The sequence below is a fragment of the Flavobacterium arundinis genome, assembly GCF_038289855.1.
GTDB lineage: Bacteria > Bacteroidota > Bacteroidia > Flavobacteriales > Flavobacteriaceae > Flavobacterium > Flavobacterium arundinis.
Window position 1 is genome coordinate 1 of record NZ_JBBYHR010000002.1, and the last position, 23,654, is coordinate 23,654.

General features: G+C 42.9%; 19 protein-coding genes. 6 read left to right on the plus strand and 13 right to left on the minus strand.

Annotated elements, in window-relative coordinates; all coding sequences use genetic code 11:
• Positions 1-205 precede the first annotated feature (205 nt).
• Both AAEO56_RS03095 and AAEO56_RS03100 read left to right on the plus strand, forming a co-directional pair.
• On the plus strand, positions 206-670 hold the full coding sequence (locus AAEO56_RS03095) for a TonB-dependent receptor plug domain-containing protein (RefSeq protein WP_341695564.1): 465 nt from the start codon (positions 206-208) through the stop codon (positions 668-670).
• Positions 671-751: 81 nt separating this feature from the next.
• Positions 752-1,108 carry an FEKKY domain-containing protein gene (locus tag AAEO56_RS03100; RefSeq protein ID WP_341695565.1) on the plus strand — a complete coding sequence of 119 codons (357 nt, stop codon included), beginning with the start codon at positions 752-754 and terminating at the stop codon, positions 1,106-1,108.
• A gap of 133 nt (positions 1,109-1,241) precedes the next feature.
• Here AAEO56_RS03100 and AAEO56_RS03105 read toward each other — a convergent pair whose 3' ends face one another.
• Complete coding sequence (locus AAEO56_RS03105) at positions 1,242-2,879, minus strand: ABC-F family ATP-binding cassette domain-containing protein (protein ID WP_341695566.1); 1,638 nt, start codon at positions 2,877-2,879, stop codon at positions 1,242-1,244.
• Positions 2,880-2,991: 112 nt separating this feature from the next.
• Between AAEO56_RS03105 and AAEO56_RS03110 the strand changes: the two genes are divergently transcribed.
• Both AAEO56_RS03110 and AAEO56_RS03115 read left to right on the plus strand, forming a co-directional pair.
• Positions 2,992-3,192, plus strand: a complete 201-nt coding sequence (locus tag AAEO56_RS03110; RefSeq protein ID WP_341695567.1) for a hypothetical protein — start codon at positions 2,992-2,994, stop codon at positions 3,190-3,192.
• Between the two features lie 2 nt (positions 3,193-3,194).
• A complete protein-coding gene (locus tag AAEO56_RS03115; RefSeq protein ID WP_341695568.1) occupies positions 3,195-3,386 on the plus strand; it encodes a hypothetical protein in 192 nt (63 codons plus the stop codon).
• Here AAEO56_RS03115 and AAEO56_RS03120 read toward each other — a convergent pair whose 3' ends face one another.
• From AAEO56_RS03120 to AAEO56_RS03130, 3 genes are read right to left on the minus strand one after another with little or no spacing between them, the layout of a single operon-like run.
• Positions 3,387-4,253: an XAC2610-related protein gene (locus AAEO56_RS03120; protein ID WP_341695569.1), complete on the minus strand. Its 867-nt coding sequence runs from the start codon at positions 4,251-4,253 to the stop codon at positions 3,387-3,389.
• A complete protein-coding gene (locus tag AAEO56_RS03125; RefSeq protein ID WP_341695570.1) occupies positions 4,250-5,062 on the minus strand; it encodes an alpha/beta hydrolase in 813 nt (270 codons plus the stop codon). The genes AAEO56_RS03120 and AAEO56_RS03125 overlap by 4 nt, the downstream gene beginning before the upstream one ends.
• Entirely contained in the window at positions 5,059-5,589 is a 531-nt protein-coding gene (locus tag AAEO56_RS03130) for a GNAT family N-acetyltransferase (RefSeq protein WP_341695571.1), read from the minus strand. Before AAEO56_RS03130 ends, AAEO56_RS03125 begins: the two co-directional genes overlap by 4 nt.
• Before the next feature lie 205 nt (positions 5,590-5,794).
• Between AAEO56_RS03130 and AAEO56_RS03135 the strand changes: the two genes are divergently transcribed.
• Positions 5,795-6,232, plus strand: coding sequence for a response regulator (locus AAEO56_RS03135; RefSeq protein ID WP_341695572.1), 438 nt, complete (start codon positions 5,795-5,797; stop codon positions 6,230-6,232).
• A gap of 89 nt (positions 6,233-6,321) precedes the next feature.
• Here the strand turns inward: AAEO56_RS03135 and AAEO56_RS03140 are convergent, their stop codons facing one another.
• Both AAEO56_RS03140 and AAEO56_RS03145 read right to left on the minus strand, forming a co-directional pair.
• Entirely contained in the window at positions 6,322-9,486 is a 3,165-nt protein-coding gene (locus tag AAEO56_RS03140; protein WP_341695573.1) for an Ig-like domain-containing protein, read from the minus strand.
• Between the two features lie 225 nt (positions 9,487-9,711).
• Positions 9,712-12,405 (minus strand): Ig-like domain-containing protein, encoded by a 2,694-nt coding sequence (locus AAEO56_RS03145; RefSeq protein ID WP_341695574.1) that lies wholly within the window; start codon positions 12,403-12,405, stop codon positions 9,712-9,714.
• Between the two features lie 404 nt (positions 12,406-12,809).
• On the opposite strand from AAEO56_RS03145, the gene AAEO56_RS03150 reads away from it, so the two are divergent.
• Entirely contained in the window at positions 12,810-14,258 is a 1,449-nt protein-coding gene (locus AAEO56_RS03150; protein WP_341695575.1) for a glyceraldehyde-3-phosphate dehydrogenase, read from the plus strand.
• A 664-nt stretch (positions 14,259-14,922) separates the two neighbouring features.
• Here the strand turns inward: AAEO56_RS03150 and AAEO56_RS03155 are convergent.
• From AAEO56_RS03155 to AAEO56_RS03185, 7 genes are all read right to left on the minus strand, one after another.
• Entirely contained in the window at positions 14,923-16,941 is a 2,019-nt protein-coding gene (locus AAEO56_RS03155) for a DUF3732 domain-containing protein (RefSeq protein ID WP_341695576.1), read from the minus strand.
• Positions 16,941-17,462 (minus strand): three component ABC system middle component, encoded by a 522-nt coding sequence (locus AAEO56_RS03160; RefSeq protein ID WP_341695577.1) that lies wholly within the window; start codon positions 17,460-17,462, stop codon positions 16,941-16,943. Before AAEO56_RS03160 ends, AAEO56_RS03155 begins: the two co-directional genes overlap by 1 nt.
• Positions 17,463-17,464: 2 nt before the next feature.
• Complete coding sequence (locus AAEO56_RS03165; RefSeq protein ID WP_341695578.1) at positions 17,465-18,688, minus strand: ABC-three component system protein; 1,224 nt, start codon at positions 18,686-18,688, stop codon at positions 17,465-17,467.
• 129 nt (positions 18,689-18,817) lie between these two features.
• On the minus strand, positions 18,818-19,045 hold the full coding sequence (locus AAEO56_RS03170; protein WP_341695579.1) for a hypothetical protein: 228 nt from the start codon (positions 19,043-19,045) through the stop codon (positions 18,818-18,820).
• A gap of 250 nt (positions 19,046-19,295) precedes the next feature.
• Entirely contained in the window at positions 19,296-21,575 is a 2,280-nt protein-coding gene (locus AAEO56_RS03175) for an aconitate hydratase (protein ID WP_341695580.1), read from the minus strand.
• A gap of 281 nt (positions 21,576-21,856) precedes the next feature.
• Positions 21,857-22,243, minus strand: coding sequence for a hypothetical protein (locus AAEO56_RS03180; RefSeq protein ID WP_341695581.1), 387 nt, complete (start codon positions 22,241-22,243; stop codon positions 21,857-21,859).
• Positions 22,244-22,616: 373 nt separating this feature from the next.
• The gene (locus AAEO56_RS03185) at positions 22,617-23,570 is read right to left on the minus strand and encodes an AAA family ATPase (protein ID WP_341695582.1); all 954 of its coding nucleotides are present in this window, start codon (positions 23,568-23,570) and stop codon (positions 22,617-22,619) included.
• Positions 23,571-23,654: the final 84 nt, after the last annotated feature.

Here is a 23,654-nt window from a genome sequence, read left to right on the forward strand (position 1 = left end):
CCAAGTACGAGTTCGTGGAAGAATTAAATATGGAAATAATAAAAGAAATAGTGGTAATCTGCGATGGAGATCCAAGCAAAATACCACTATCTAATATGGTTTAAAGTCTTCCGAACACTTATGGGGCAGGGGCCCTTTTAACTAACTCAAATCCCCGGCCTCGTGGGAGCCATAACCTGCGGGGCTTTTTTTAACACAATCTATCATGAAAAAAATCATATTACTCTTTCTGCTGTTGGCATCCATAGTAAATGCTTCTGCACAAGAATTACCTAAACAAGAAGTAGAGCAAACCTGCGAGGTAAAACCCGATCCTGCATTTATTCAATCCTTACAGGGACAGGTACCCGGTTTGAATATTACTCCCGGCCAGACAGGCACTAATAACTTCCATGTATGCCGGTTCCCCAGTTCAGCTCCACCAAAGGATCCATTGTATGTATTAGACGGACTTCCAGTTGATCAAGAGATTATTATAACCATTAACCCCGAAGATATTGCAAGCATTAGTGTACTTAAAGATGCAGCCGCCACATCAATTTACGGAAGTAAGGCTGCCGGTGGGCTTATCATTATACAGACGAAAAACGGCCTCACAAAACGCGAACTCCGCAAACTGAAGCGGCAACAAAAAAGAGATGCGAAGGAACAGGCTAAAGCTTTAAAATAAAAGGATTCTATTTTTAACTAACTCAAATCCCGAAAAGTCCTGTGGGAGCCATAACCCGCGGGGCTTTTTAAAAAATTAATTATGAAAAAAATTATAGTATTGCTTTTGCTTTTCACGATTGTGCCGGATGCATTGGCACAATCCACAATTACTCCCGAAGTGCAGTTCCGTAAAGATGTTGCTAATAACACAATACATATTTATATTCTTGGAGGCCTTATGGACAGGATACAGGAAGGGGAAGCCGATTTTCAGAAGGAGTATGGAATTACCTATTACAAATTCGGTTGTCTTGCGCCACCAAATCTGAGCTTCTATTCTGATTATAACCTGCTGGTTTTTGAATACCTCAAAAATAAGTTTGGAGACGCCTGGGAAGACGGTATAAGGAAGGATGTAATGGCCTGGAATAAATGGAAGCCAGAAATTAAAAGTTAGGTTTAGTTGTTTATGTGAAGATCCGGTACGAAAAATTTCGTACCGGATTTATTTTTTTTGAAAAGATATTTTAATGATATAACAATTGCAATATCCTGCAAGAGTGGAATTCCCTCTTGGGGGGTTAGGGGGCCTAGTTCTTTTTCTCTATATCCCTTAGGCTCTCCATCTTTTTCATTTCAAGGAAACCTTTAATGTCTTCAAAATGCTCTTTCACCCTTTTGTGTCCGAATTCAAAAACTTTGGTAACCAACCCGTCAAGGAAATCCCTGTCGTGCGATACCAGTACCAGCGTACCATCAAAGGCTTTAAGCGCATCTTTTATAATGTCCTTCGTTTTCATATCGAGGTGATTGGTAGGCTCATCCAGAATCAGCAGGTTCACGGGTTCCAGCAACAGCTTGATCATTGCAAGGCGTGTCCGCTCCCCTCCCGACAGTACTTTTACTTTTTTGGTCGTATCATCCCCGCTAAACATGAAAGCGCCCAACAGGTTTTTTATCTGTGTACGGATCTCACCCACAGCGATCTGGTCGATGGTATCAAATACCGTAAGATTCTCATCGAGCATTGCTGCCTGATTTTGTGCGAAATAACCGATTTGAACGTTATGCCCTACCTCGAGTTTGCCTTCAAAGTCAATTTCGCCCATTATCGCCTTGACCATGGTTGATTTACCTTCGCCGTTACGGCCTACGAAAGCCAGTTTCTGACCACGCTCTATAACCATCGAGGCATCTTTGAAAACTACATGGTCGCCATAGGATTTAGACAATTCATTCACCACTATAGGATATTGGCCGGAACGCGGCGATGGCGGGAATTTCAGCTTAAGCGCAGAGGTATCCACTTCATCTACCTCAACAAGTTCCAGTTTTTCGAGCATCTTCACCCTCGATTGCACCTGTAGCGTTTTAGAGTATGTACCCTTAAAGCGCTCTATAAATTCCATGTTCTCGGCAATCATCTTCTGCTGCTCTTCATAGGCTTTTTGCTGATGCGCCCGGCGGTCTTTACGCAGTTCCAGATAGTGGGAATACTTGGCTTTATAATCGTATATACGGCCCATGGTAACTTCTATAGTCCTAGTGGTTATATTGTCGACGAAAGCCCTGTCGTGCGAAATTACCATTACGGCTTTGGCACTGTTTACAAGGAAATCCTCCAGCCACTGGATACTCTCGATGTCCATGTGGTTGGTCGGCTCATCCAGCAGGATTAGGTCGGGTTTTTGCAACAGTATTTTTGCCAGCTCGATACGCATCCTCCAGCCACCGCTGAATTCCGATGTTGGCCTTGTAAAGTCTTCACGTTCAAAGCCCATACCGATAAGCACTTTCTCTACTTCAGCTTCGTAATTTACCTCTTCTATTGAGTAGAACTTCTCACTAAGTTCCGATACTTTTTCTATGATCTTATAATACTCATCCGATTCATAATCGGTACGCACCGTAAGCTCTTCATTCAGCGCATCGATTTCGGCCTTCATTTTGAAAATACCTGCAAATGCCTTCGACGTTTCCTCAAAAACCGTAGCATCATCATGTGTAAGCAAATGCTGCGGCAGGTAAGCGATCACGGTGCCTTTCGGACTGGATATATTTCCTGAAGACGGTTTATTTTCTCCTGCAATAATTTTAAGGAGGGTCGATTTTCCGGCACCGTTCTTACCCATAAGGGCTATTTTATCGGTTTCATTTATCGAAAAGGAAACGTCGCTAAAGAGCGTTGTACCGCCAAATTGTACCGAAAGTGAATCTATAGTAATCATAGCTGTATTTTTTGAAGCCGCAAAGATAGCAGAATTAAGCGATTACACAATTGGCTTAATTGCCGGCAACTCTTAAACTTTTAGTATATTTGCTTTATAATATTCAGGAGTAATGAACAAGAGTTGGGTAAAGTTTGGTTTGATTTGGGGCGCCTTTATGGCGGTGGTAATGAATGTGGGCTTTCCGCTATTTGACGGGACTGGTGTGAACTGGACAAAATTTGCCGTAACGTTGCCGGTATGGCTTATATTCGGACTTATTTTCGGGTATGTTTCCAGAAAGAAAAACCCTAAGAAACAAATAGACCAATAGCTATGAAACGATGGATTAGATCGGGCCTCGTTTGGGCAGGCATATTGTATGTTATCACGATGATCCTGTTCCCGCTTATCGACCACGAGCGATTTGATACTACAAAAATACTTTTGGGCATCCCATTATGGATTGTGGTCGGCCTTATTATTGGCTATCTTTTCGAAAAAAGAAAAATCAAAAAAAGGCGGTAATCAGTCGCAGTTTATTTCCTTGTAATCACCTGTCGCCTCATCATATTGCAGGCACTTTTTCTCTACAACTACTAATTTGTTGTTCACCACTTTGTAGGTCGCATTCATAACGCTGGTATTCATGCAGCATGAATTGTGCTCATAAACCAGCTTCTTCTCCTGGTCGAAGTCAAATGTCGCACCCTCAAAGCCACTATTAAAGAATTGGCCCGTTTTCTTATCAAAAAGAAAATATAAACTTGACGTATTGGCTCCGGCATAGCTTTGCTCAAAAACCGAAAAATCCTCAAGCCCGTCAAAATTAAAGTCACCCACCTGTATGGCATTGATGCCCCACAACTGGCATTCCACCGGGATGCGCTGCACAAGTTTGTCGGTGCCTTTCTCATAAATATTTACAGCAGTGACCCTCGATGTCCAGTCATCTTTCAGCCGTGTCAACTCTTCCTTAAAATAGAATTTAGCCGTTGAACCCGACATCAGCAGCAACCTGTTATACCATTGTGACTCCGGTTCATCTTCAGAAAGGTCGAATTGTTTTTGCAATCTGACTTCCAGTTGCTTTCCATTTCCTGTCCAAAGGCCATGAACTACATCGGCACGCGTATTAAAATACGTAAAAGTGAAATTAGCTATGGTATCGCCAGCTTTGTTGGTCTCGAAAAGGGTAAGTGTCCTGTTTTTTAGTTCTCCATTAATGGTGATCGGCGTATCGTATTTTGAGTATGCATATAGCGCATTCACAGGCCCATCCGAATATACATGGGTAACAAGTTCTATCGGGTATATGTCGAGTGTACCCTTGTAAGAGGCCTGACCGTATACCGTACCGCAAACCAATAAAAACAAAGCAATAATTTTTTTCATGATTTTTTTAGAATTTCGGATAGTTTCTCCTTAAACAAATCGCTTTCGTTTATAGCGTTATGCCCTTCGCCCGGCAAAGGTATCAAAACGGCACGATCGCCGGCTTTCTCCTTTAATTTTAGCGAATGCTTATAGGGTATCAGCTTATCTTCCGTACCGTGGAAAAGATAGATGGGCGCTTTTACTTTTAGTATCTCATTACCTGTATTAAATTTATAGCGTTTTACAAATTCGGGGATCAGCGGCACCTTTTCACTTTCCAGTTCCGTAAGGCTGTAATAGGGAGCCTGAAGGATAAGCGCTTTTATATTTTTGGCCGCTGCCAAATGTGACGCAGGCCCGGTACCAATGGAGTATCCCACAATTATAATGGTGCCTTCCTTATATTTTTCCTGCATAAACGCGAACGCTTTTTCTATATCATCATTCATCTGTGCTTCGCCTTCTATAGCCCCACCGCTTTTTCCGTAGCCGCGATAATCCAACATAAAAAGGTCGTAACCCGATGATGTGAAATTTTCAGCAGAACCACCCCAACCGTCAACACAGCCGCCATTGCCATGCAGATAAAACACAAGCCCTTTGCTGTTCTTCGCCTTAAACAATACGCCATGCAGCTTTACATCGTCATCTACAGGAATAAAGATCTCCTCAAATGAACCGGAAAATGCAAATTGGTGCTTCTGTTCCAGGAACTGAGGATGGAAAAGCAATTTTTCCTGAAAGAAATACAAAAGGCATAATACCAGTAAATATAACCCCACAATTGCTATAAAAATATTCCTGACGATCCTCAACGGCTTCTTCATATTTTAAAAGGATTTGTCATTTCATACCATACCGATGGCACGCCCTCATCATCAAATGTTTCAATATATTTTAAGCCTGCTTTCTCCAGCACGGCATGTGAACCTTTATTGCCTGCATCGGCATAAGCATTGATCTTAGGCAACTTCATCACGTTAAAGCCATAGTCAATAAAAGCCTTTGCCGACTCAGTTGCATAGCCTTTGCCCCAGTGCTTTTGCATGAAGCGATAGCCCAGGTCGTAATAATTGACATTTCCATTCAATTCGTCCTTCGCCAGCTTAAGGCCTGCCCAACCCAAAAACTCACCTGTTTCTTTTAAAATAACAGCCATTCGGCCAACGCCATTATTACGGTACTGCTCCCTTATCATTGTTATAACCATCCTGATTTCATCCATAGACTGAACAGGGGTATTGCCAAGATAACGATGGACTTCGGGATCGGAATCAAGTTCGAATAATGCTTCTTCATCGGAAGGCTCAAGTTCGCGAAATACTAAACGTTGGGATTCGAAAGTTTCAGGCATAGATATCACGTTAATAATTGGAATAAAAATAGTAAATTTACGTGGCATGGGTAATTTCCATCATTTAAAAGTGAACCTTTTTTGGCTTTACTTCGTAAAAGGATATGGTAGTACCACTTTAAGAAACTAATCTTATAAGAGTTTGGTTTTCAAAACTGCAAATAATTAAATGCCTTTGGGTATTTTTGTAAAAATATTGACAGCTATGAACTTAAACGGGCAAATAATCGTTATTGACGATGATGTAGAAGACCTCGACATCATAAAAGAGGTACTGGAAGATGTAATTGCGGAAAATAGCTTTGCTAACGAAATTATAACATTTGATAATGGAGAAGATACTTTAAAATATCTGCGGGAAATGCCGTTTGCGCCTTTCCTGATAATTTCGGATATTAATATGCCGCGGATGAACGGCTTCCAAATAAGGCAGACCGTATTTGATGACCCGCCGTTACGCCAAAAATGTGCACCCTATATTTTCCTCACCACCTCTGGCGATAATACAGCGTTTATGAGGCAGTCGTACGAAATGTCAATTCAGGGATATTTTACGAAGCCCAACGACTATACTGCCTATCACCAGCTCCTTACCGATATACTACGATATTGGAAAGTTGCCAAACTGGCTAACAGGATATAGCATAGTTTGTCAATCTAAATTATATCAGAACTTAAAATAAAACGGGCGGCCCATATGCCGCCCGTTTCAGGTTTATATTTAATTTGTCCTTATTGTTTCAAAATCTTAATTGTTTTAGAAGCAGCATCGCTTACAACTTTTACCAGATACGTACCGGCAGCAAGCTGTGACATGTCAAGCCGGGCTTCATTTTGGTTCACCAATTTTACAATCACCTTCTGCCCTACGATGTTATATACTTCAATACCTGAAATATTTTTATCGTATGAAAGCGTAAGGATATCTTTAACCGGGTTAGGATGATAGCGGAATGAAGCAGCATCAAACTCGCCAATGCCCAATGTAATCGCAACTGTCACAGCAAAAGGAGCGCTTTGGCAATCATCAACAGTTTGGGTGGCGTAGTAGGTACCATTCGTTATTACAGTACCTTCTTCCAATGCATTTTCACCGGCTTCTGCATTTTCCTGTGAGGCATACCATTTTACAGTTCCATCAGCAGTTACTGTGATATCTTCTATAGTAGCATCTTGTGCGGCATCAACCGCAATTTCCTGCGTAGCGTCCCCGGTCGGGGCATCAGGAGCGGCAGGTACTGCATTTACAACAATATCTGAGGTAAGGCCGATGCATCCCTCTGCGTTTTTAACCGATATACTATGATTACCCGGCATCACATCATTAAATACAGGTGAAGCCTGGAAAGTGCCGCCATCTATAGCATAAGTCAGGTTTGCCCCAAGAGGCGACGTAATTGTAATACTGCCTGTAGCTACAGAACATGTTGGCTGGACTATAGTTACTACAGGTGCATCAGGTATAGCAGGTGCACCGTTAATTATAACAGGTACCGATGCTGTACAGCCCGATGCATTTTTAGCAGTGATGGTATAGGTACCCGGCACGAGGTTTGTAAACGTTGCCGAAGCCTGGAATCCTGTGCCGTTCGCATCATAGGTAAACCCTGCCCCCACAGGAGAATTTACTGTTATAGTTCCTGTAGGATCGCCACAGGCAGGCTGAACAACTGTAACCGTTGGTACCTGAACAGTTGTAATGGTCACTTCTACCATTGTCCTTGCCGTGCTTTCGCAACCCTCTGCGGGTGTTACAGAAGCATAGTAATTTCCGCTGGCAAGTACTGTTGTTGAAGCAAGTGCGGTACCGCCTGTTGCGGCGCTGTACCATAATATCACAGAGCCCGTAGCCTGAAGGTCGGCTACTGTGGCGCCTGAACAGAATGTCTGCGTGGCATCAGCATCCGGTGCAGGTGTTGAAGTTATAACTACTGTAACAGCTGTCCTGGTAGTGCTTTCGCAGCCACCCGCAGGTGTTATTGAGGCATAGTAGGTAGCGCCACCTGTAAGTACCGTGGTCGGGGCAAGGGCAGTGCCGCCTGTAGCAACATTGTACCATGATATCACAGCGCCGGTAGCCTGTAGGTTTGCTACAGTAGCACCGGAACAGAATGTCTGCGTAGCAGCGGCAACCGGTGCCGTTGTACTGCATGTCACCGTAAGCACACCGCTTACGTTTGTAGTACCGTCCCAGGTACCGCCACCTGTTGGGGTAAACCCGCCATAAGTATATGGGCCTCCGTTAAGCGTGAAACGGCTTGCATAGTAGTAGGTTCCCGGCGCGAGGCCCGCACCTATCGCAGCCATATATTCGTCATTGTTGCCTGCCTGTACATTAAAAGTAGCAGGCACCCAGTTTGTCCATGTATTCGGATTGGTATTGCTGCCCGCAGGGCTTATGCCTATCCATGCCATAATGCCCGCACCCGCGCCCGGAGCTTCGGTCAGGCCGCCTTTCCACGCCTGTGCATAAGCGGTATCTGACCCGCCCGCCGCAAATGTCATTGTAGCCGGCCATTGCAGGTTTACATAATCCAATGTTTCTGTTGAAGCAGCCTGTATGTTAAGCAGGTAATCTTCTGCCTGACCATAGCCGCTGTTGTCACTACCGCAAGGGTCGGTATATTGTGTACCACCAAAATCATCATACCACTGCTTTACAACCCTCATGCGGGCAAGGCCCGTCACAGCATCGGCAGGGATCGCAATAGTGCCTGTCAGCTGGACATCATCTTCACCATCAGAAAACTCAATATATCCCAGCTCGAAACCTTCTGCTGCTTCAAAAGTACCGTTATGGTTAAAGTCAATGTGCACTTTAAAGTAGTCCTGGTACCCATCCAAAAATTCGTCAACAGTATTACCCTGAAGGGTTATGGGATAGGTTTGCCCCTGGGTTATAACCCCGGGAGTTAATGAAGTAAAGTCTTCCAGTGCCGGTGTCCCGTCAGGCTCAGCAGAGGTGACGTTATTGATACCGGCAAAACTTACCCGTGTAATAGGCTCTATACCCTCAAGGAAATCGATATCACAGTAGCAAGGCCCTCCGGTAGAAGCTACCTGTACCGGTGCGCTTGTTGTGGTATCGCCTCCGGCGCCGCATGTTATCTGAGCCCTGTACCAGGTGGATGCAGACTGTGTAGCCGTATAAGTTGCAGCAGTTCCGCCCGTTGGCACATTAGTATAATCAGTTCCATTTGTAGAAGATTGCCACTGATAATTTAATCCGGTATTGGAATATCCCGGCGCCAGAGACAATACAACATTTTGCGTGGCGCAGGTAATTGTAGCCGAGGCTACTGCCTGTGATGCCGCAGGAGTACCTGCACAAGCTGTAGGCGTAGCCTGTGTAACCTGAACCTGGTCGAAATAAACATAGAAATCGTTATCCATGTCGCCAATTTCGGCTAAAACGCGTAGGTACACATTGCTTCCTGCGGGTGGCACAAACGTAACCGTTTTGGTCACGCAGTTGAGCGATTCAACGTGATTTGCAGGGTCCATTGTTTGTAACACGTTCCATGGGCCGGCAGCCGAAAGGGCATAATAGACGCGCAACGTTCCCCAGTTGCCCGCATTTTGAGTGGCATCATCCGGAAAGTTATCGTAGTTAAGGAGTTTATAGCGGTAGTTGAAAGTAACCACGCCGCCATTTGACGTGCCTATACTTGGCGACAGCAACTCTGCACTTGGCGTACTATCGTAAAGGTTTACTCTCAATGCACCATTTCCCATACACGGTTCGTCTGTTGTGTGATAAAATTCATCACTGTCCCAGTTGGACATTCCGTTATTGAAGGCGGCATTGTAGGCAATCTGCGCCACAGCGTCATTTGAAAATATGACAGTACTGCAAATGAGTAAGGCATAAAAAAGCAATTGTAGTCTTGTTTTCATATATAATTTTTTATAGGTCTTAAATTTAACAAAATATTTTATTTAAATATTAAATTCTGTTTATAGAAGTTGTAAAAAGCAAACTTTTAACATTTTTGTAACATTCATAGTCAAATAAGTGATTTTTAATACTAATATCTCATCTCCTAAGCTGTAATTTTAATATTATAATGCAAAAACGGGCAGCATAGAGCCACCCGTTCAAGACTTATATTGAATTTGCTTTTACTGTTTCACAACCTTGATTGTTTTAGAAGACGTATCGCCCATCACTTTTACCATATATGTGCCGGCAGAAAGCTGTGACATATCCAGTTGGGCCTCATTTTGGTTGACAGATTTCACGATAACTTTTTGCCCTACAATATTGTAGACTTCAATCGATGAAATGTTCTTTGCATACAAAAGTGTAAGCACATCTTTAACCGGGTTAGGATGATACATGAATGAAGCTGCATCAAATTCATCATTGCCTAATGTAACGCTTACCGTAACAGCAAAAGGTGCGCTTTCGCAGCCATCGATAGTCTGAGTCGCATAATAAGTACCATTCGTTAATACTGTACCTTCTTCCAATGCATCTTCACCTGCTTCTGCATTTTCCTCACTATCGTACCAGTTTATTGTACCCGTAGCTGTAACTTCAATATCTTCAATAGTGGCATCGTCAGCCGAATCAACTTCAATTTCCTGCACAGCATCACCTGTAGGAATAGCAGATGACGTGATGTTAACCATAATCCCCGTACGTGCAATACTTTCGCAGCCATCTATAGATTGTGAAGCATAATAAGTTGTATTATTAGCAAGTACAGTGTTACCCGGAAGTGCAGTTCCGCCTGTCTGTGCGATATACCACATTATTTCGCCATCGCCGTCTACCTCAAGGTCTTCAAGGCCGGCAGCATTACAAAATGTCTGTGTCGTCTCGTCAGCTGTTGGGGCAGGTGTAACAGTGATATCAACTGTAACCGGAGTCCTGGCAACACTCTCACAACCGCCCGCAGTAGCAGAGGCATGATAAGTAGTACCATCAGTTAGTACGGTACTTGCCGGAAGTGCAGTTCCACCCGTAGCAGCATTATACCATGTTATCATAGTACCTGTAATATCAATATCGGCAATGGTGCTTCCCTGGCAAAGTGTCTGTGCAGCATCAGCTACTGGCGCAGTGGTAGCACAAGTTACTGTAAGCACACCGCTTATATTTGTAGTACCATCCCAGTAGCCACCTCCCGTCGGGGTATATCCTCCATAGGTGTATGGGCCGCCATTAAGCTGGAAACGGCTTGCGTAGTAATAGGTGCCCGGCGTAAGGCCTGCACCGATTACAGCCATATATTCATCGTTGTTACCTGCCTGGGTGTTGAATGTAGCAGGTATCCATGTTGTCCATGTGTTAGGGTTGGTATTGCTGCCTGCCGGGCTGATTCCTATCCATGCTGTAATTCCTGCACCTGCGCCGGGAGCTTCGGTAACTCCGCCTTCCCAGGCCTGTGCATAAGCAGTATCCGACCCTCCTGCCGTAAAGGTCATAGTAGCTGGCCACTGAAGGTTTACATAGTCGAGTGTCTCTGTCGAGGGAGCCGCAACATTGACAAGATAATCTTCAACCTGACCGTAGCCAAACTCATCACCACAAGCCGCATCAGGGAAAGTATTGAAAAGTTTAAATACCCTCATATAGGTAAGTCCCGGCAAAGCGCCCGCAGGCACTTCAATCCCGCCTGTAGCCTGTACCCCATCTTCCCCATCTGAGAAAACAATAAAATCGATATCGTATTTCTCACTGTCATCTTCAAAATCACCATCCTGGTTCCAGTCAAAGAAAACACTAAAATAGGTTTCATAACCACCTTCACCGTCAGGATCATTGGTATTTCCCTCTAATGTAATTTCGTAAGTTTCGCCCGGAGTAACCTGTGCAGGAGGAAGGTTAGTAAAACTCTCAACGCCCGGAGTACCATTTATCGCGGCAGGGCTGGTATTATCTATCCCGGCAAATTCTACGTGTGTGATCGGTTCTATATCATCCGTAAAAGTAACATCGCACAGGCATGGCATTCCGCTATTTATTACATGTACAGGTGTACTGGTAACCGGTGTGCCCGCCCCGCAGGATATGTTGGCGCGATACCACATAGAAGCGGCCTGGCTTGTAGTATAGGTCGCCGATGTACCGCCTGTAGGTACATTTGTATAAGAAATACCATCTGGTGAAGACTGCCACTGGTAAATAAGGCCGGAAGCAGCATAAGCAGGAGAAAGCGACAGGTTGACAATGCTGCCGTTGCAAAGCAGCGGCTGGTCGGCCACAGCAGACGAGGCAGCAGGCGTACCTGTACAGGCTTCCAAAGTCTGCACTACTGAGAAGTTATCTATATTAATAAGTACATCTGTAAGAAGGCTCGCGTTAGGAGTTGCGGTAATCCTCATATAAACGGGGCCTACAGGAGGTGTGAACGTTACTGTCTTCACAGCGCAATCATCCGACTCTACGTGGTTGGACGGATTAATAGTTTGCAGGTTAGTCCACGGTCCCGATTGAGAAGAACTATACTCGATAGTGAATTCACCCCAGTCCGGTGAATTGGTCACACCCTCAAAGGTGTTCCAATCGATTAGTGAATAACTGTACGTGAGTGTAGCCTGTAAACCGTTAGAAGTACCCAACGAAGACGATATTGTCACCGGTGCAAAAAAATCCCCAGCATCAGGGTCGCTGTACATTTCAGCTGTCAGGGCATTTTCTCCTGTACATGGGAAGAAATAAAAGGCAAAAAAATCGTCATCAGACCATCCGCCTTCATCTATTTCAAAGTCCTGTGAATAGGTTAACTGCGCATACGTTTTATTGCTAAGACCTAGAATGCAACAGACCAAAATACTGAAATAAAGTAATCGTAATCTTGTTTTCATAATAATTTTTTTTGGTTAATAAAAATAAATTTAACGATTATTTTAATTGAAAATGTTAAAAACGTTACATTAACAGTGTTTGAATCTTAATTTAACACTTCTATAACATTTGATAATCAAAATGTTAAGCATTATAACGAAATTGATTTATACATAATTACCGTCTTGGCTAAAATTTCGCGTTATCAAATAATTAAGTATTCTTAGTATTACAAAATTTTCACCTAACTCACTGTATACCTATCGACAAACTCAATTTCGAAACAATTTGAGGCAATCATTAATACCGTTTTAACGGAAATGCCCCACATTTTCCCATAACTAAAAAATTCTTCAAAAAAATTTTTACGAAAACGTTTGAAATCTATACTTTTGCCACACAAACAACAAACAAATCTCTTCAGATGAACAACAATGTTTTATACGAAAAGGAACTTTCATTCCAGGCCGACAGGCGCAGGGCAGGCGTCGAATTCATAAAGATCGTCAGCGACCTCTGGTACGACAAATCCATCGAGCTTGTGCTCTTCCGCAACCAGCTTATCGACCGCAGCGTGAGCGACATCATGAACCTCCACGAGTATGCCGGCGAATTTGTACAAAAGCCTATAAACGTGTTCGATAGCGTCGAAATAGCCCGTGCTATCGAAGCCCTCGACCTCCCTCCTTCCCGCATAGACATTGGCAAACTTACCTACGAGTACCACCTTGAAGACGACAAATACAACGACGCCACAGCCTTCGTAATCGACAAGCTCAAGGGCGCCCGTACCTACAGTGCCATCCAGCCTAAAGACGTTGTCCTGTACGGCTTTGGCCGTATCGGCAGGCTCCTGGCCCGCGAAATGATGTCCAAGATCGGAAAGGGTAACCAGCTGCGCCTCAGGGCTATAGTAGTGCGCGACAAGAACGACGCTACCCTCCTCGAGAAGCGCGCCTCCCTCCTGCGCCACGACTCCATCCACGGGGACTTTGAAGGCTCCGTGAGCGCCGACTTCGAGTCTGGCTCCCTTATCATCAACGGGACTACCGTGCACATTATCACAGCCGCTCAGCCTGAGGACATTGACTATACAAAATACGGCATCAGCAATGCCCTGCTCATCGACAATACAGGCGCCTTTACTACCGAGGAAGCCCTCCGCCGCCACCTTACCCCCAACGGTATCGAGAAGGTCCTCCTGACCGCTCCCGGCAAGGGCGTTCCGAATATCGTATACGGCGTAAACCACAGTGAATACAGCCCTGACGAAGTCGACATCTACTCGGCGGCATCGTGCACGACCAACGCTATTACCCCGATTCTCAAGGCAGTAGAAGACACCCTGGGCGTGGTGAAAGGCCACCTCGAGACCATTCATGCCTATACCAACGACCAGAACCTGGTGGACAATATGCACAAGAAATACCGCCGCGGCCGTGCTGCCGGACTCAACATGGTCATCACCGAAACAGGGGCCGGAAGCGCCGTTGCCAAAGCCCTCCCGTCACTGGCTGGAAAGCTGACTTCCAACGCTATACGGGTTCCGGTGCCCAACGGATCGCTTGTGGTGCTTAACCTTGAGGTAGGCCGTACCACGACCGTACAGGAGATCAACGAGATCATGAAGCACTACGCCCTCGAGGGGGAACTGGTGGAGCAGATCCGCTACAGCATGAATAACGAGTTGGTTTCCAGCGACATAGTGGGTACAGCACAGCCTGCCATATACGACAGCAATGCCACCATCGTGAGCGCAGATGGCAGAAACATAGTACTTTACGTGTGGTATGACAACGAATACGGCTACAGCCACCAGGTGATCCGCCTGGCAAAATACATAGCTAAAGTGAGGCGATATACTTACTATTAATAGCTACCTAAACCAACCTTTTTTTTCCAATCCGTGCCTTGCGAAGGGCGCGGATTTTTTTAGGTGGTTTTTGGTCCGGAGCGGGTGATTTATGAGGACACATCGGGTGACTTTTGGTGCCTGGCCACAGGACTTTTAAGGGGTGCGGCGGGTGACTTTTTGTACCACCCCGGCAGCCGGCAGCAACCGACCTCCCAAACACAAAATTTTTGAAAATAATTTCTTACGAAATTGCAATTTTCATTTTTCCCGGGGAGCGTTCCCAACGTTGCCGAAGCAACCGCCGGAAACTAATTATATATAATGGAAAACCGCAGTTTTGTCTCAAAACTGTTTTTGTATCCCCGCCCGAAAATTTCCCTGCCCCGGTTTGCAATTTTTTAGCGCCTGCACACCAAAAAATCGTCAAGGTGACAAAAGGTTACCTGAGGGTGCTTTTACCTCCCTATATTTTTTGTAGCGGAAAGGCATGGGCATTCTTGGAGGCGTCGTTCCCGCTATCGCCTTTATCTGCCTCCCCCGCCGCGGCGGGTACGGCAGGATACCGGCTCTATCGGGGCTAAGGAGGAAAGGTGGGTTTGTATCGGTGTCATTCTGAACCGCAGCGCACAAGTATTGAATATTTAATTGCTTACTATAATTATTGTCGAATAAAACATTTTTTTTAATTTGCAAATAACCAGTCCTTTTGTAATAGGGCATTATAGCTATCATCACTCTCAAATTTCCCTCTCCATTCCTCTACTTTATTTATATGTTCAATATCTTTCCAAACTGAACTTGGAGCATGCTCAAGAATTATAATTTGTATATTGTTATTTGTTCTTTCCATAAATTTTGAGCATACCTCAAATATTTTTTTTGTATTTTCAAAATCATCTGAAGTTTCGTTTGCATCATCCTCAAGACCCTCAGGAAAATAAACCTGACTTGGTTGATCCAAAACTAAAAATGATGGTATATAATTCTTTTTATTTGTTTCGGGTAGTTTATAGAAAAACTCGTGAAGTCCTAACATAGTAGCTAAATGGTAACACATATAGTTTGAGCCACTTCCAATTTTATTAAGAAAACTGATTGTCTTAGTATTCTTATTTTCAATTTTTATTCCAATATATTTCTCTGGATCCAGAAGAACATTGCTTTCATTTCTATCTTCAATCGGTAAAATATTGACATAATTTTTAATTGTCTTAGTTAATTTATTCAATGAATTTTCTTTATCGAATTTCTTTTTTAATTTAAGTAAATCCTTATTTTTCTGAGCTAAATCTTTTTGAAGCTTTTCGAGTGCGAGATTGTATTTACCATCTGGTGCAAATATCTCAATACTTTCAATGACATTTGAAATTTTTCCAGCAAATTCATATATACCCTGATGTTTGAGATGGTAGTCCGTTTTCTCCTTTAACAAAACATCAATGCTCCTATCTATTTCAACGACTGATTTTTCAATGTCCCGAATTTCCTTTTTTAGTGTTTGTTTTTCCTTATCAAACGAAAAATAATTTGATTCTGATTGGGAGATTAACTTTGTGTTTTGTTCACGCTCATCGCTTAGTTTTTGTAGTTGAATTAAGGCTTTGTCGGATTTAGAATCACAAAATGGACAAATATCAGTTCCATTTTGGGAAAGAAACCAATCGACTGGTTTCAGTCTCTTCTCAATAACGTGAGAAACTTCACTAATATATTCATTCTTTGCTCTGTCAAACTGTTCAATTTTATTATACTCCATTTTTAAATTTTGGAGTTCCCTCATTAAATTAAGACGATTAAAATCATGCTCTTCCAGTTTTTCTGAAAATCGAATACCCGATCCTTCTTGATAAACTTTATTGTTTCTAACATTTTTGACAATACTTTTTAACTCATCTTTTATTAAATCCACACTGGAAGATTCTATATTAATGTCACTATTGGAAAGCCCTAAACTAATCGCCTCATTGTAATATTGGTAAATATCATACTTCCAATTTTCATATCTTTTTGATAAATCGTCAATTTTATTTTGTAGTTTCTTCTCTTCAGTTTCAATAATGTTCATTTCATTTTCCAAAAGTAAAATTTCGTATGACTTGTAACCTAATGCTAAAGGAAATAAAATTTTCAACCTATTTAGATGTTCAAAAGTATCTGTCTTATAAAAAATTGTATTCCCATTAGCTACTATACTTTGGGGCTGAAACTGAAAAGCCGAGGTATCCCTAAATCCAACTGTTAGTGATTTATCAGCACTTATTGATTCTTCTATATTTAAAAATCCTGCTTTTAAATTTAAGATTTCTTTTATTCTCGCCTTACTAACTTTATATTGTTCCGAATTTGCAATCCAATCATTACTATTCAATTCGACATATTCCCCTTTTTTATCGTACTCAATATAGTACATATTGTCAGAACTTTGTTGATTGCTTTTGGGACTGTCCCTAGCGATGAATACGTATTGGCCATTGATATTTAAATTTAAAGCAAACTTATCTACAAGATTTCTTATTCTACCTATTGGAATATTAGCATCAGTATTACCTAAGCAATAATCTATAATTTCTATTATTGACGACTTTCCCCGCTTACTATATCCAGTAATAACATTAACTTTATCTTCTTCAAACCTTATAAATCTTGGTTTAAGATTTTTGTCGACAGGATATAGAGCAATAGTTTTAATCTTTAAAATCATTAGAATCTTACATTAAGTGTTAGTTGAAGCATTTTTTCATCTTTTTTCGCAAAAATATTCCCTAATTGAAATGCGGCTTTCTCTATGTTTTTTAATGTTTCAGAATTATCTTTCATTATAATGAGAATTTTTTTGCTTTTGAAATTTTCAGTTAATTCAATTAATTTCTCATCTTGATTATATATTAAAACTTTTTTACTGAACCCTAAATTTATACTATCAAAAGTTTGTTTAGACATTTTATTCGCTCTTTCTTGCAGACCAAGTGTTATTGACTTATCTTTTGACATAGCTGTATATAATTCAAATGAGCTTCTAAAAGACATCATGGAATTCTTATCATATACTATAGGCAAAACAAAGAACAAAAATTCTAAAGGTGGAAATTTTCGTTTAAGATTATCTTTATTGATAGCAACTGAGTAATAGCCAAAAATAAAAGCATGAATTCCGATTAGTCCGACAGCAGGATTTTGTAAGATCTCAAATAAATTTAATTTATTATTTATTGTTTTTCTCATGCTTATAATGTCTTATACTTTTTTTGCCATTCTGGATGCCAACCTAACTTGGGCAAGTTTGAAAGTTTAAGAAAACATCCATTTTGAATATATTTATTATTGTCATTGAAACCAAAATTTTCTTGAAACTGAAGTTTTAAATTATACATCACCTCATTAAAAATTTCGATTCCAAAATCATTTAGTTGTTCAACGGTATATCTATTTAAATTATGTAAGACAATTTTTCTTCTAATTTCAAACCATTTTTGTTCGCATTTCATTTCGAATTCTTCAAAGTCAGCTTGAGTCAATCCAGAACTGTTCATTATAATGTTTGTTAATTCAACCTCAAATAGGATAAAATCATTTATCGCCTGCTTAATTATAAATTCTTTATCCTCATCATTCCGGTCAATATCATCTATTTGTCTTATATACAAATCATCTCTTGCAATTGTAAAATCGATTGGGTTCTCACTTTCAACTTCACCTTTAGTTCTAAATATTGCTTTTGTAATAGTATGATTATCTCGAAGCATATTATATTTATAGTTAAAATCATTCTTTGAAAAAATTGCTTCTTTTTTATTCTTCCAAAATTCTTTGCTCTTAATAAATAACCATCCACACATAGCCTCATAAAATAAATCTCTCTGAACTTCTAATGAATTACCATTGTCAAGATGAATTTCATTCAAAAATTTTTGCTTAACTTCTTCATGATCTTTGATTTTCAGATTTTTTATGATTACTTCCAATTCCTTTGGATGCTTCAAGCAAAAGTCAATTAGTTTAAGTATTAGTTTAATTGAACTACCTTTTTTTGCCGTCTTCAACTTTACAGTCTGTGCATCGTGAAGTTTTTGTATCTTATCAATTATTTCTTTCAGATTTTCTTTATTCTTCTCAAACTCTAATAATATTGAAGTGCTTATAATTTTTCTATTTGTTGTACAAACAAATTGTGTTTTATTATTAAGCGAACCATCTTTGAGTTTAAGTATCCATATTTCGAGTGTTCTCCATAAATCCTTTGAAGTACTACTAAAGGGCGAACCGCTACTTGAAATACTATGTTTTGCTTGCATAGTTAAAATTACGGTTCCATCACTACTAAGTTTTGCTATATCGTCAACATATTCAATAGATATAGATTCCGAATTTTCTAATCTAGATAATTCAAGTAATGCTTTCTCAAATTGAAATATGTAACCGGATGCAGGTCCTTTAGCTGTATCAGACATAGTCATTTACTAATATTTCAACTAATATATTAATTTAAAAGATATTCTTACACAAAATATATTATATCATAAGAATATTACAAAGATGAGAAATATTGTAACATCGTCAATAAGTAAAATTACCTGTTTTCACAAAACAGGTGTTTTCCGTAGTAGCCCCGATAGAGCCGATATCCTGCCGTAGCTTGCGGACGCAGATAAAGGCGATAGCGGGAACGACGTATAGCAATTGCACCAGGCCATTCGCTCCTTGTTATGGTTGCCGGTTGTCGGTTGGCGGTTGATGGGCTTACTCTGGTAGCTAAATCCGTGGTCATCTGCACAAATCCGCAGCCTGTCCCGCAGCAGGCGGATCATCCGTGTTCCATTAACACACCCCTGGCCCCTCTCGAGAGGGGAAAAGCTACACTCCTGCTGGCCCCCAAGTCCGCCGCGGCGGATTCACTCAGAATGACATAGAGGAGAGAAATCCGTGGTCATCCGCACAATCCGCGTCATCCGCGTTCCATAAACCACCCCGCCCTGCGGGCACCCCTCCAGAGGAGGGGAATAAAAAAAACTCCCCGACTTTCATCGGGGAGTTCACACTATATAAACTAAAAATTATTTACGCTTGTGCGGCTTCGGCGCCGGCGGCTGCGATAAGGTTCAGTGCCGACCCTGCTACGAACCAGCCGATCTGGCCTGCGTTGTAGCTGTGGTTGCACAGGATGATGTCGCGGGTACCGTCATCGTGTATCGCCTCGAGGGAAAGCTGCCTGTTTGGGGCAAACTCCTTCAGGTCGATAAAGTTGAAGGTGTCGTTTTCCTGTATCTTGTCGTAGTCGGCCTCATTGGCAAAAGTAAGCGCGAGCATACCCTGCTTTTTAAGGTTCGTTTCGTGGATACGGGCAAACGATTTTACCAGCACGGCCTTCACGCCAAGGAACCTCGGCTCCATAGCGGCATGCTCGCGCGAGGAACCTTCGCCGTAGTTATGGTCGCCCACTACGATGGTCGGTATACCGGCAGCCTTGTAGGCACGCGCCACGGCAGGAACGGCATCATACTCGCCCGTTACCTGGTTCTTTACGTTATTGGTCTTTTGGTTATAGGCATTCACGGCGCCGATAAGCATGTTGTTCGAAATGTTGTCGAGGTGCCCACGGAAACGCAGCCACGGACCCGCCATCGAAATGTGGTCGGTAGTACATTTCCCGAATGCCTTGATAAGCAGTTTGGCGCCCATAATGTTGTTGCCGTCCCACGGAGTGAACGGGGCAAGGAGCTGCAGCCTTTCAGAAGTCGGGCTAACAACTACCTGCACTTTAGAGCCATCGGCAGCCGGGGCCTGGTAGCCCGGGTCTTCGGCGTCAAAGCCTTTCGGCGGAAGCTCGTTACCGGTCGGTTCGTCCAGCATTACCTCTTCGCCATCCTCGTTGATGAGTTTGTCGGTGATCGGGTTAAAGCTCAGATCGCCCGCAATGGCAAGCGCCGTTACCAGCTCCGGAGAGCCTACGAACGCCAGCGTGTTCGGGTTACCGTCGGCACGCTTGGAGAAGTTACGGTTAAAGGAGTGCACAATGGTGTTGCGCTCTTCCTTCTCGGCGCCTTCCCTGTCCCACATCCCGATGCACGGGCCGCAGGCATTGGCAAACACGGTACCGCCCATCTTATCGAACGTGTCGATAAAGCCGTCGCGCTCTATGGTATAACGCACCACTTCCGATCCCGGGGTGATGGTAAATTCTGCTTTGGTTTTCAGTTTTTTGTCGACCACCTGCTTCGCAATTGATGCTGAGCGGGCGATGTCCTCATACGATGAGTTGGTACACGACCCGATAAGGCCTACCTGTATCTGTAAAGGCCAGTCGTTTTTAAGGGCTTCTTCCTTCATTTTAGAGATCGGCGTAGCCAAATCCGGCGTAAACGGCCCGTTAAGGTGCGGCTCCAGCTCAGAAAGGTTGATCTCGATCACCTGGTCGAAGTACTCGCCTGGGTTAGCATAAACTTCGTCGTCGGCAGTAAGGTAAGAGGCTACGGCGTTTGCAGCGTCGGCCACATCGGCACGGTTGGTCGCACGCAGGTAGCGGTCCATCGAATCGTCGTACCCAAAGGTAGAAGTCGTTGCACCCACCTCGGCGCCCATGTTACAGATGGTACCTTTACCGGTACATGACATGGCTTTTGCGCCTTCGCCAAAATATTCTATTACAGCGCCGGTTCCGCCTTTTACGGTAAGGATGCCGGCTACTTTAAGGATAACGTCTTTAGGGGCGGTCCATCCGGATAGTTTGCCGGTAAGGTGTACGCCTATGAGTTTCGGGAATTTAAGTTCCCATGCCATGCCGCTCATTACGTCTACGGCATCCGCGCCGCCTACGCCAATGGCCAGCATACCAAGGCCACCCGCGTTAACGGTGTGGGAGTCGGTACCGATCATCATACCGCCCGGGAACGCGTAGTTCTCCAACACTACCTGGTGGATGATGCCCGCACCCGGTTTCCAGAACCCGATGCCATATTTATTAGAGATAGAAGACAGGAAGTCGAACACCTCGTTACTTTGCTCTTTTGCGCGCTTAAGGTCGGTTTTCGCATCTACTTTTGCTTGTATAAGGTGGTCGCAGTGTACGGTTGTAGGTACGGCTACCTGTGCTTTACCGGCGTGCATGAACTGGAGGAGGGCCATCTGTGCGGTGGCATCCTGGCAGGCAACACGGTCCGGTGCGAAGTCCACATAATCCTTTCCGCGCTCAAAAGCTTTGGAAGGTGTGCCTTCCCAAAGGTGGGAGTATAAAATCTTTTCGGATAGCGTAAGCGGGCGCCCGACAAGCTCTCGTGCTTTGTCAACACGCTCAGCCATGTTAGCATACGCCTTTTTGATCATTTCAATATCAAAAGCCATAGTAAGTGTATTTGTTCGTTTGTAAAAAGTCTGTAAATTTAAGCATTCCAACTGCAATTAAAAAATTTTTATCGTTTCTTTAGTTTCAGGGAATTATTATTTATAAACATTCTATTTTGCTGACAAAACAATAACAAATTTAAGAAACAGCATCAAATTTTTAGGAATTCGTAAAATTTCCATTTTATATTGTCAAATTGCAAACAAACGCCTTAAAAAACAAAAAAAGCCACACTTCATATTTATATGAAACGTGGCTTTTCAGCTATTGCTTTAGGTAACTAATAGGTTACTGTAAGCACGCTCTCTTCGTCGTAATTTACTTTTACTGTAGCAAATTTGTACAGCATTGCACCCGCCATCAATAAGCCTGTACCGAATATTCCCCAACCCGCAAGTTGCAGCTGTATTGCCTCAGGAGTAAAGGATTCAAAATCGCTTACCTCAGAGTTTACCGCCAGAATCATAAATGCAGATACGAATCCTAATGCCACACCATAGGTAAGCCCCAGAATACGGTTCTTGTAAAACAACTGAAGGAATAAAAGCCACACAATCAGGAGAGCAATGTAATTAACGTTACCGCTGGCAAAATAATTTTCTGCCGCCCAGAACATCCCGACACCCATAAAATAGATCTCAGGGATAAATTTTAATATCCTTTTCATAATGTTTTTTAGTTGCGTGATAAATATATAACTAAAATGACACTATATTATTGTGTACTATATAATTTTTTCTTCATATTATTAACAAGTCAATAATTATTAGTTAATAAACTTACAGAATATCAATTAATTAACCCCTGGATAAATATTTATCACAAACGCATTTAATTTAGTTATGTTTTTAGGGCGCGCCCGGGCCTTTTCTTCGCCCAAAGCCGGGCCGGGCAATGCGCTATATCTGCCTTCGTTCCTCCGGCAGGATGCCGCTTCTGTCCCTCGCGCGAACGTAAATCATCATATTTACGTTGACTTCATACATAACGGTGTAGAGACGTTGCATGCAACGTCTCTACTGTGTATAAAAAAAGCTGTCCTAAAACAGCTTCTTTATTATCATTTCCTCGGTAATGCCTTCCGCATCCGCCTTGTAGTTCTTTATTATACGGTGCCGCAGTATTCCTGTGGCTACAGCCTGTACATCTTCAATATCCGGAGAGTACTTGCCATTCAGCGCGGCGTGGGTCTTGGCTGCCAGTATAAGGTTCTGCGAAGCACGCGGCCCTGCCCCCCAGTCAAGATAGTTATTTACGTACTCACTCGCCAGCGGGTTGCCCGGCCTGGTTTTGCCCACAAGCGTTACAGCATATTCCACAACATTGTCCGCTACCGGTATCCTTCTTATCAGGTGCTGGAAATCTAATATCTCCTGTGCAGTGAATAGCGGGTTCACCTTCACACTGCTATCGTTAGTCGTACTTTTTACCACCTGTACTTCTTCAGCAAAAGACGGGTAGTCCAACTTTATGGCAAACATAAAACGGTCCAATTGCGCTTCCGGAAGTGGATAGGTTCCCTCCTGCTCTATCGGATTTTGGGTTGCGAGTACAAAGTACGGCAGCGAAAGTTTATGGTGATGCCCCGCAATGGTCACTGCTTTTTCCTGCATCGCCTCAAGCAGCGCGGCCTGTGTCTTTGGCGGCGTACGGTTGATTTCATCTGCAAGGATAATATTCGAAAATATCGGCCCGCGTATGAATTTGAACTGCCTGTTCTCATCAAGTATCTCACTGCCCAATATATCACTCGGCATAAGGTCGGGCGTAAACTGGATACGCTTAAAATCAAGCCCCAACGCTTGGGATATGGTATTTACCATAAGGGTCTTGGCAAGCCCTGGAACACCCACAAGCAGTGCGTGGCCGCCTGCAAAGATGCTTAGCACGATCTGCCCAACAACCTCATCCTGGCCTACTATTATTTTTGCAATTTCCTGTTTTAGTTCTTTCTGCCTTGTGACTAAATTTTGTATCGCTGCTACGTCTGACATAGTATTTTATTGGGATAAATTAAAGGGCTGCTTCAGTGCTGTTTGTCATTCTGACGAAGGAAGAATCTCTTTAAAATCATAAAT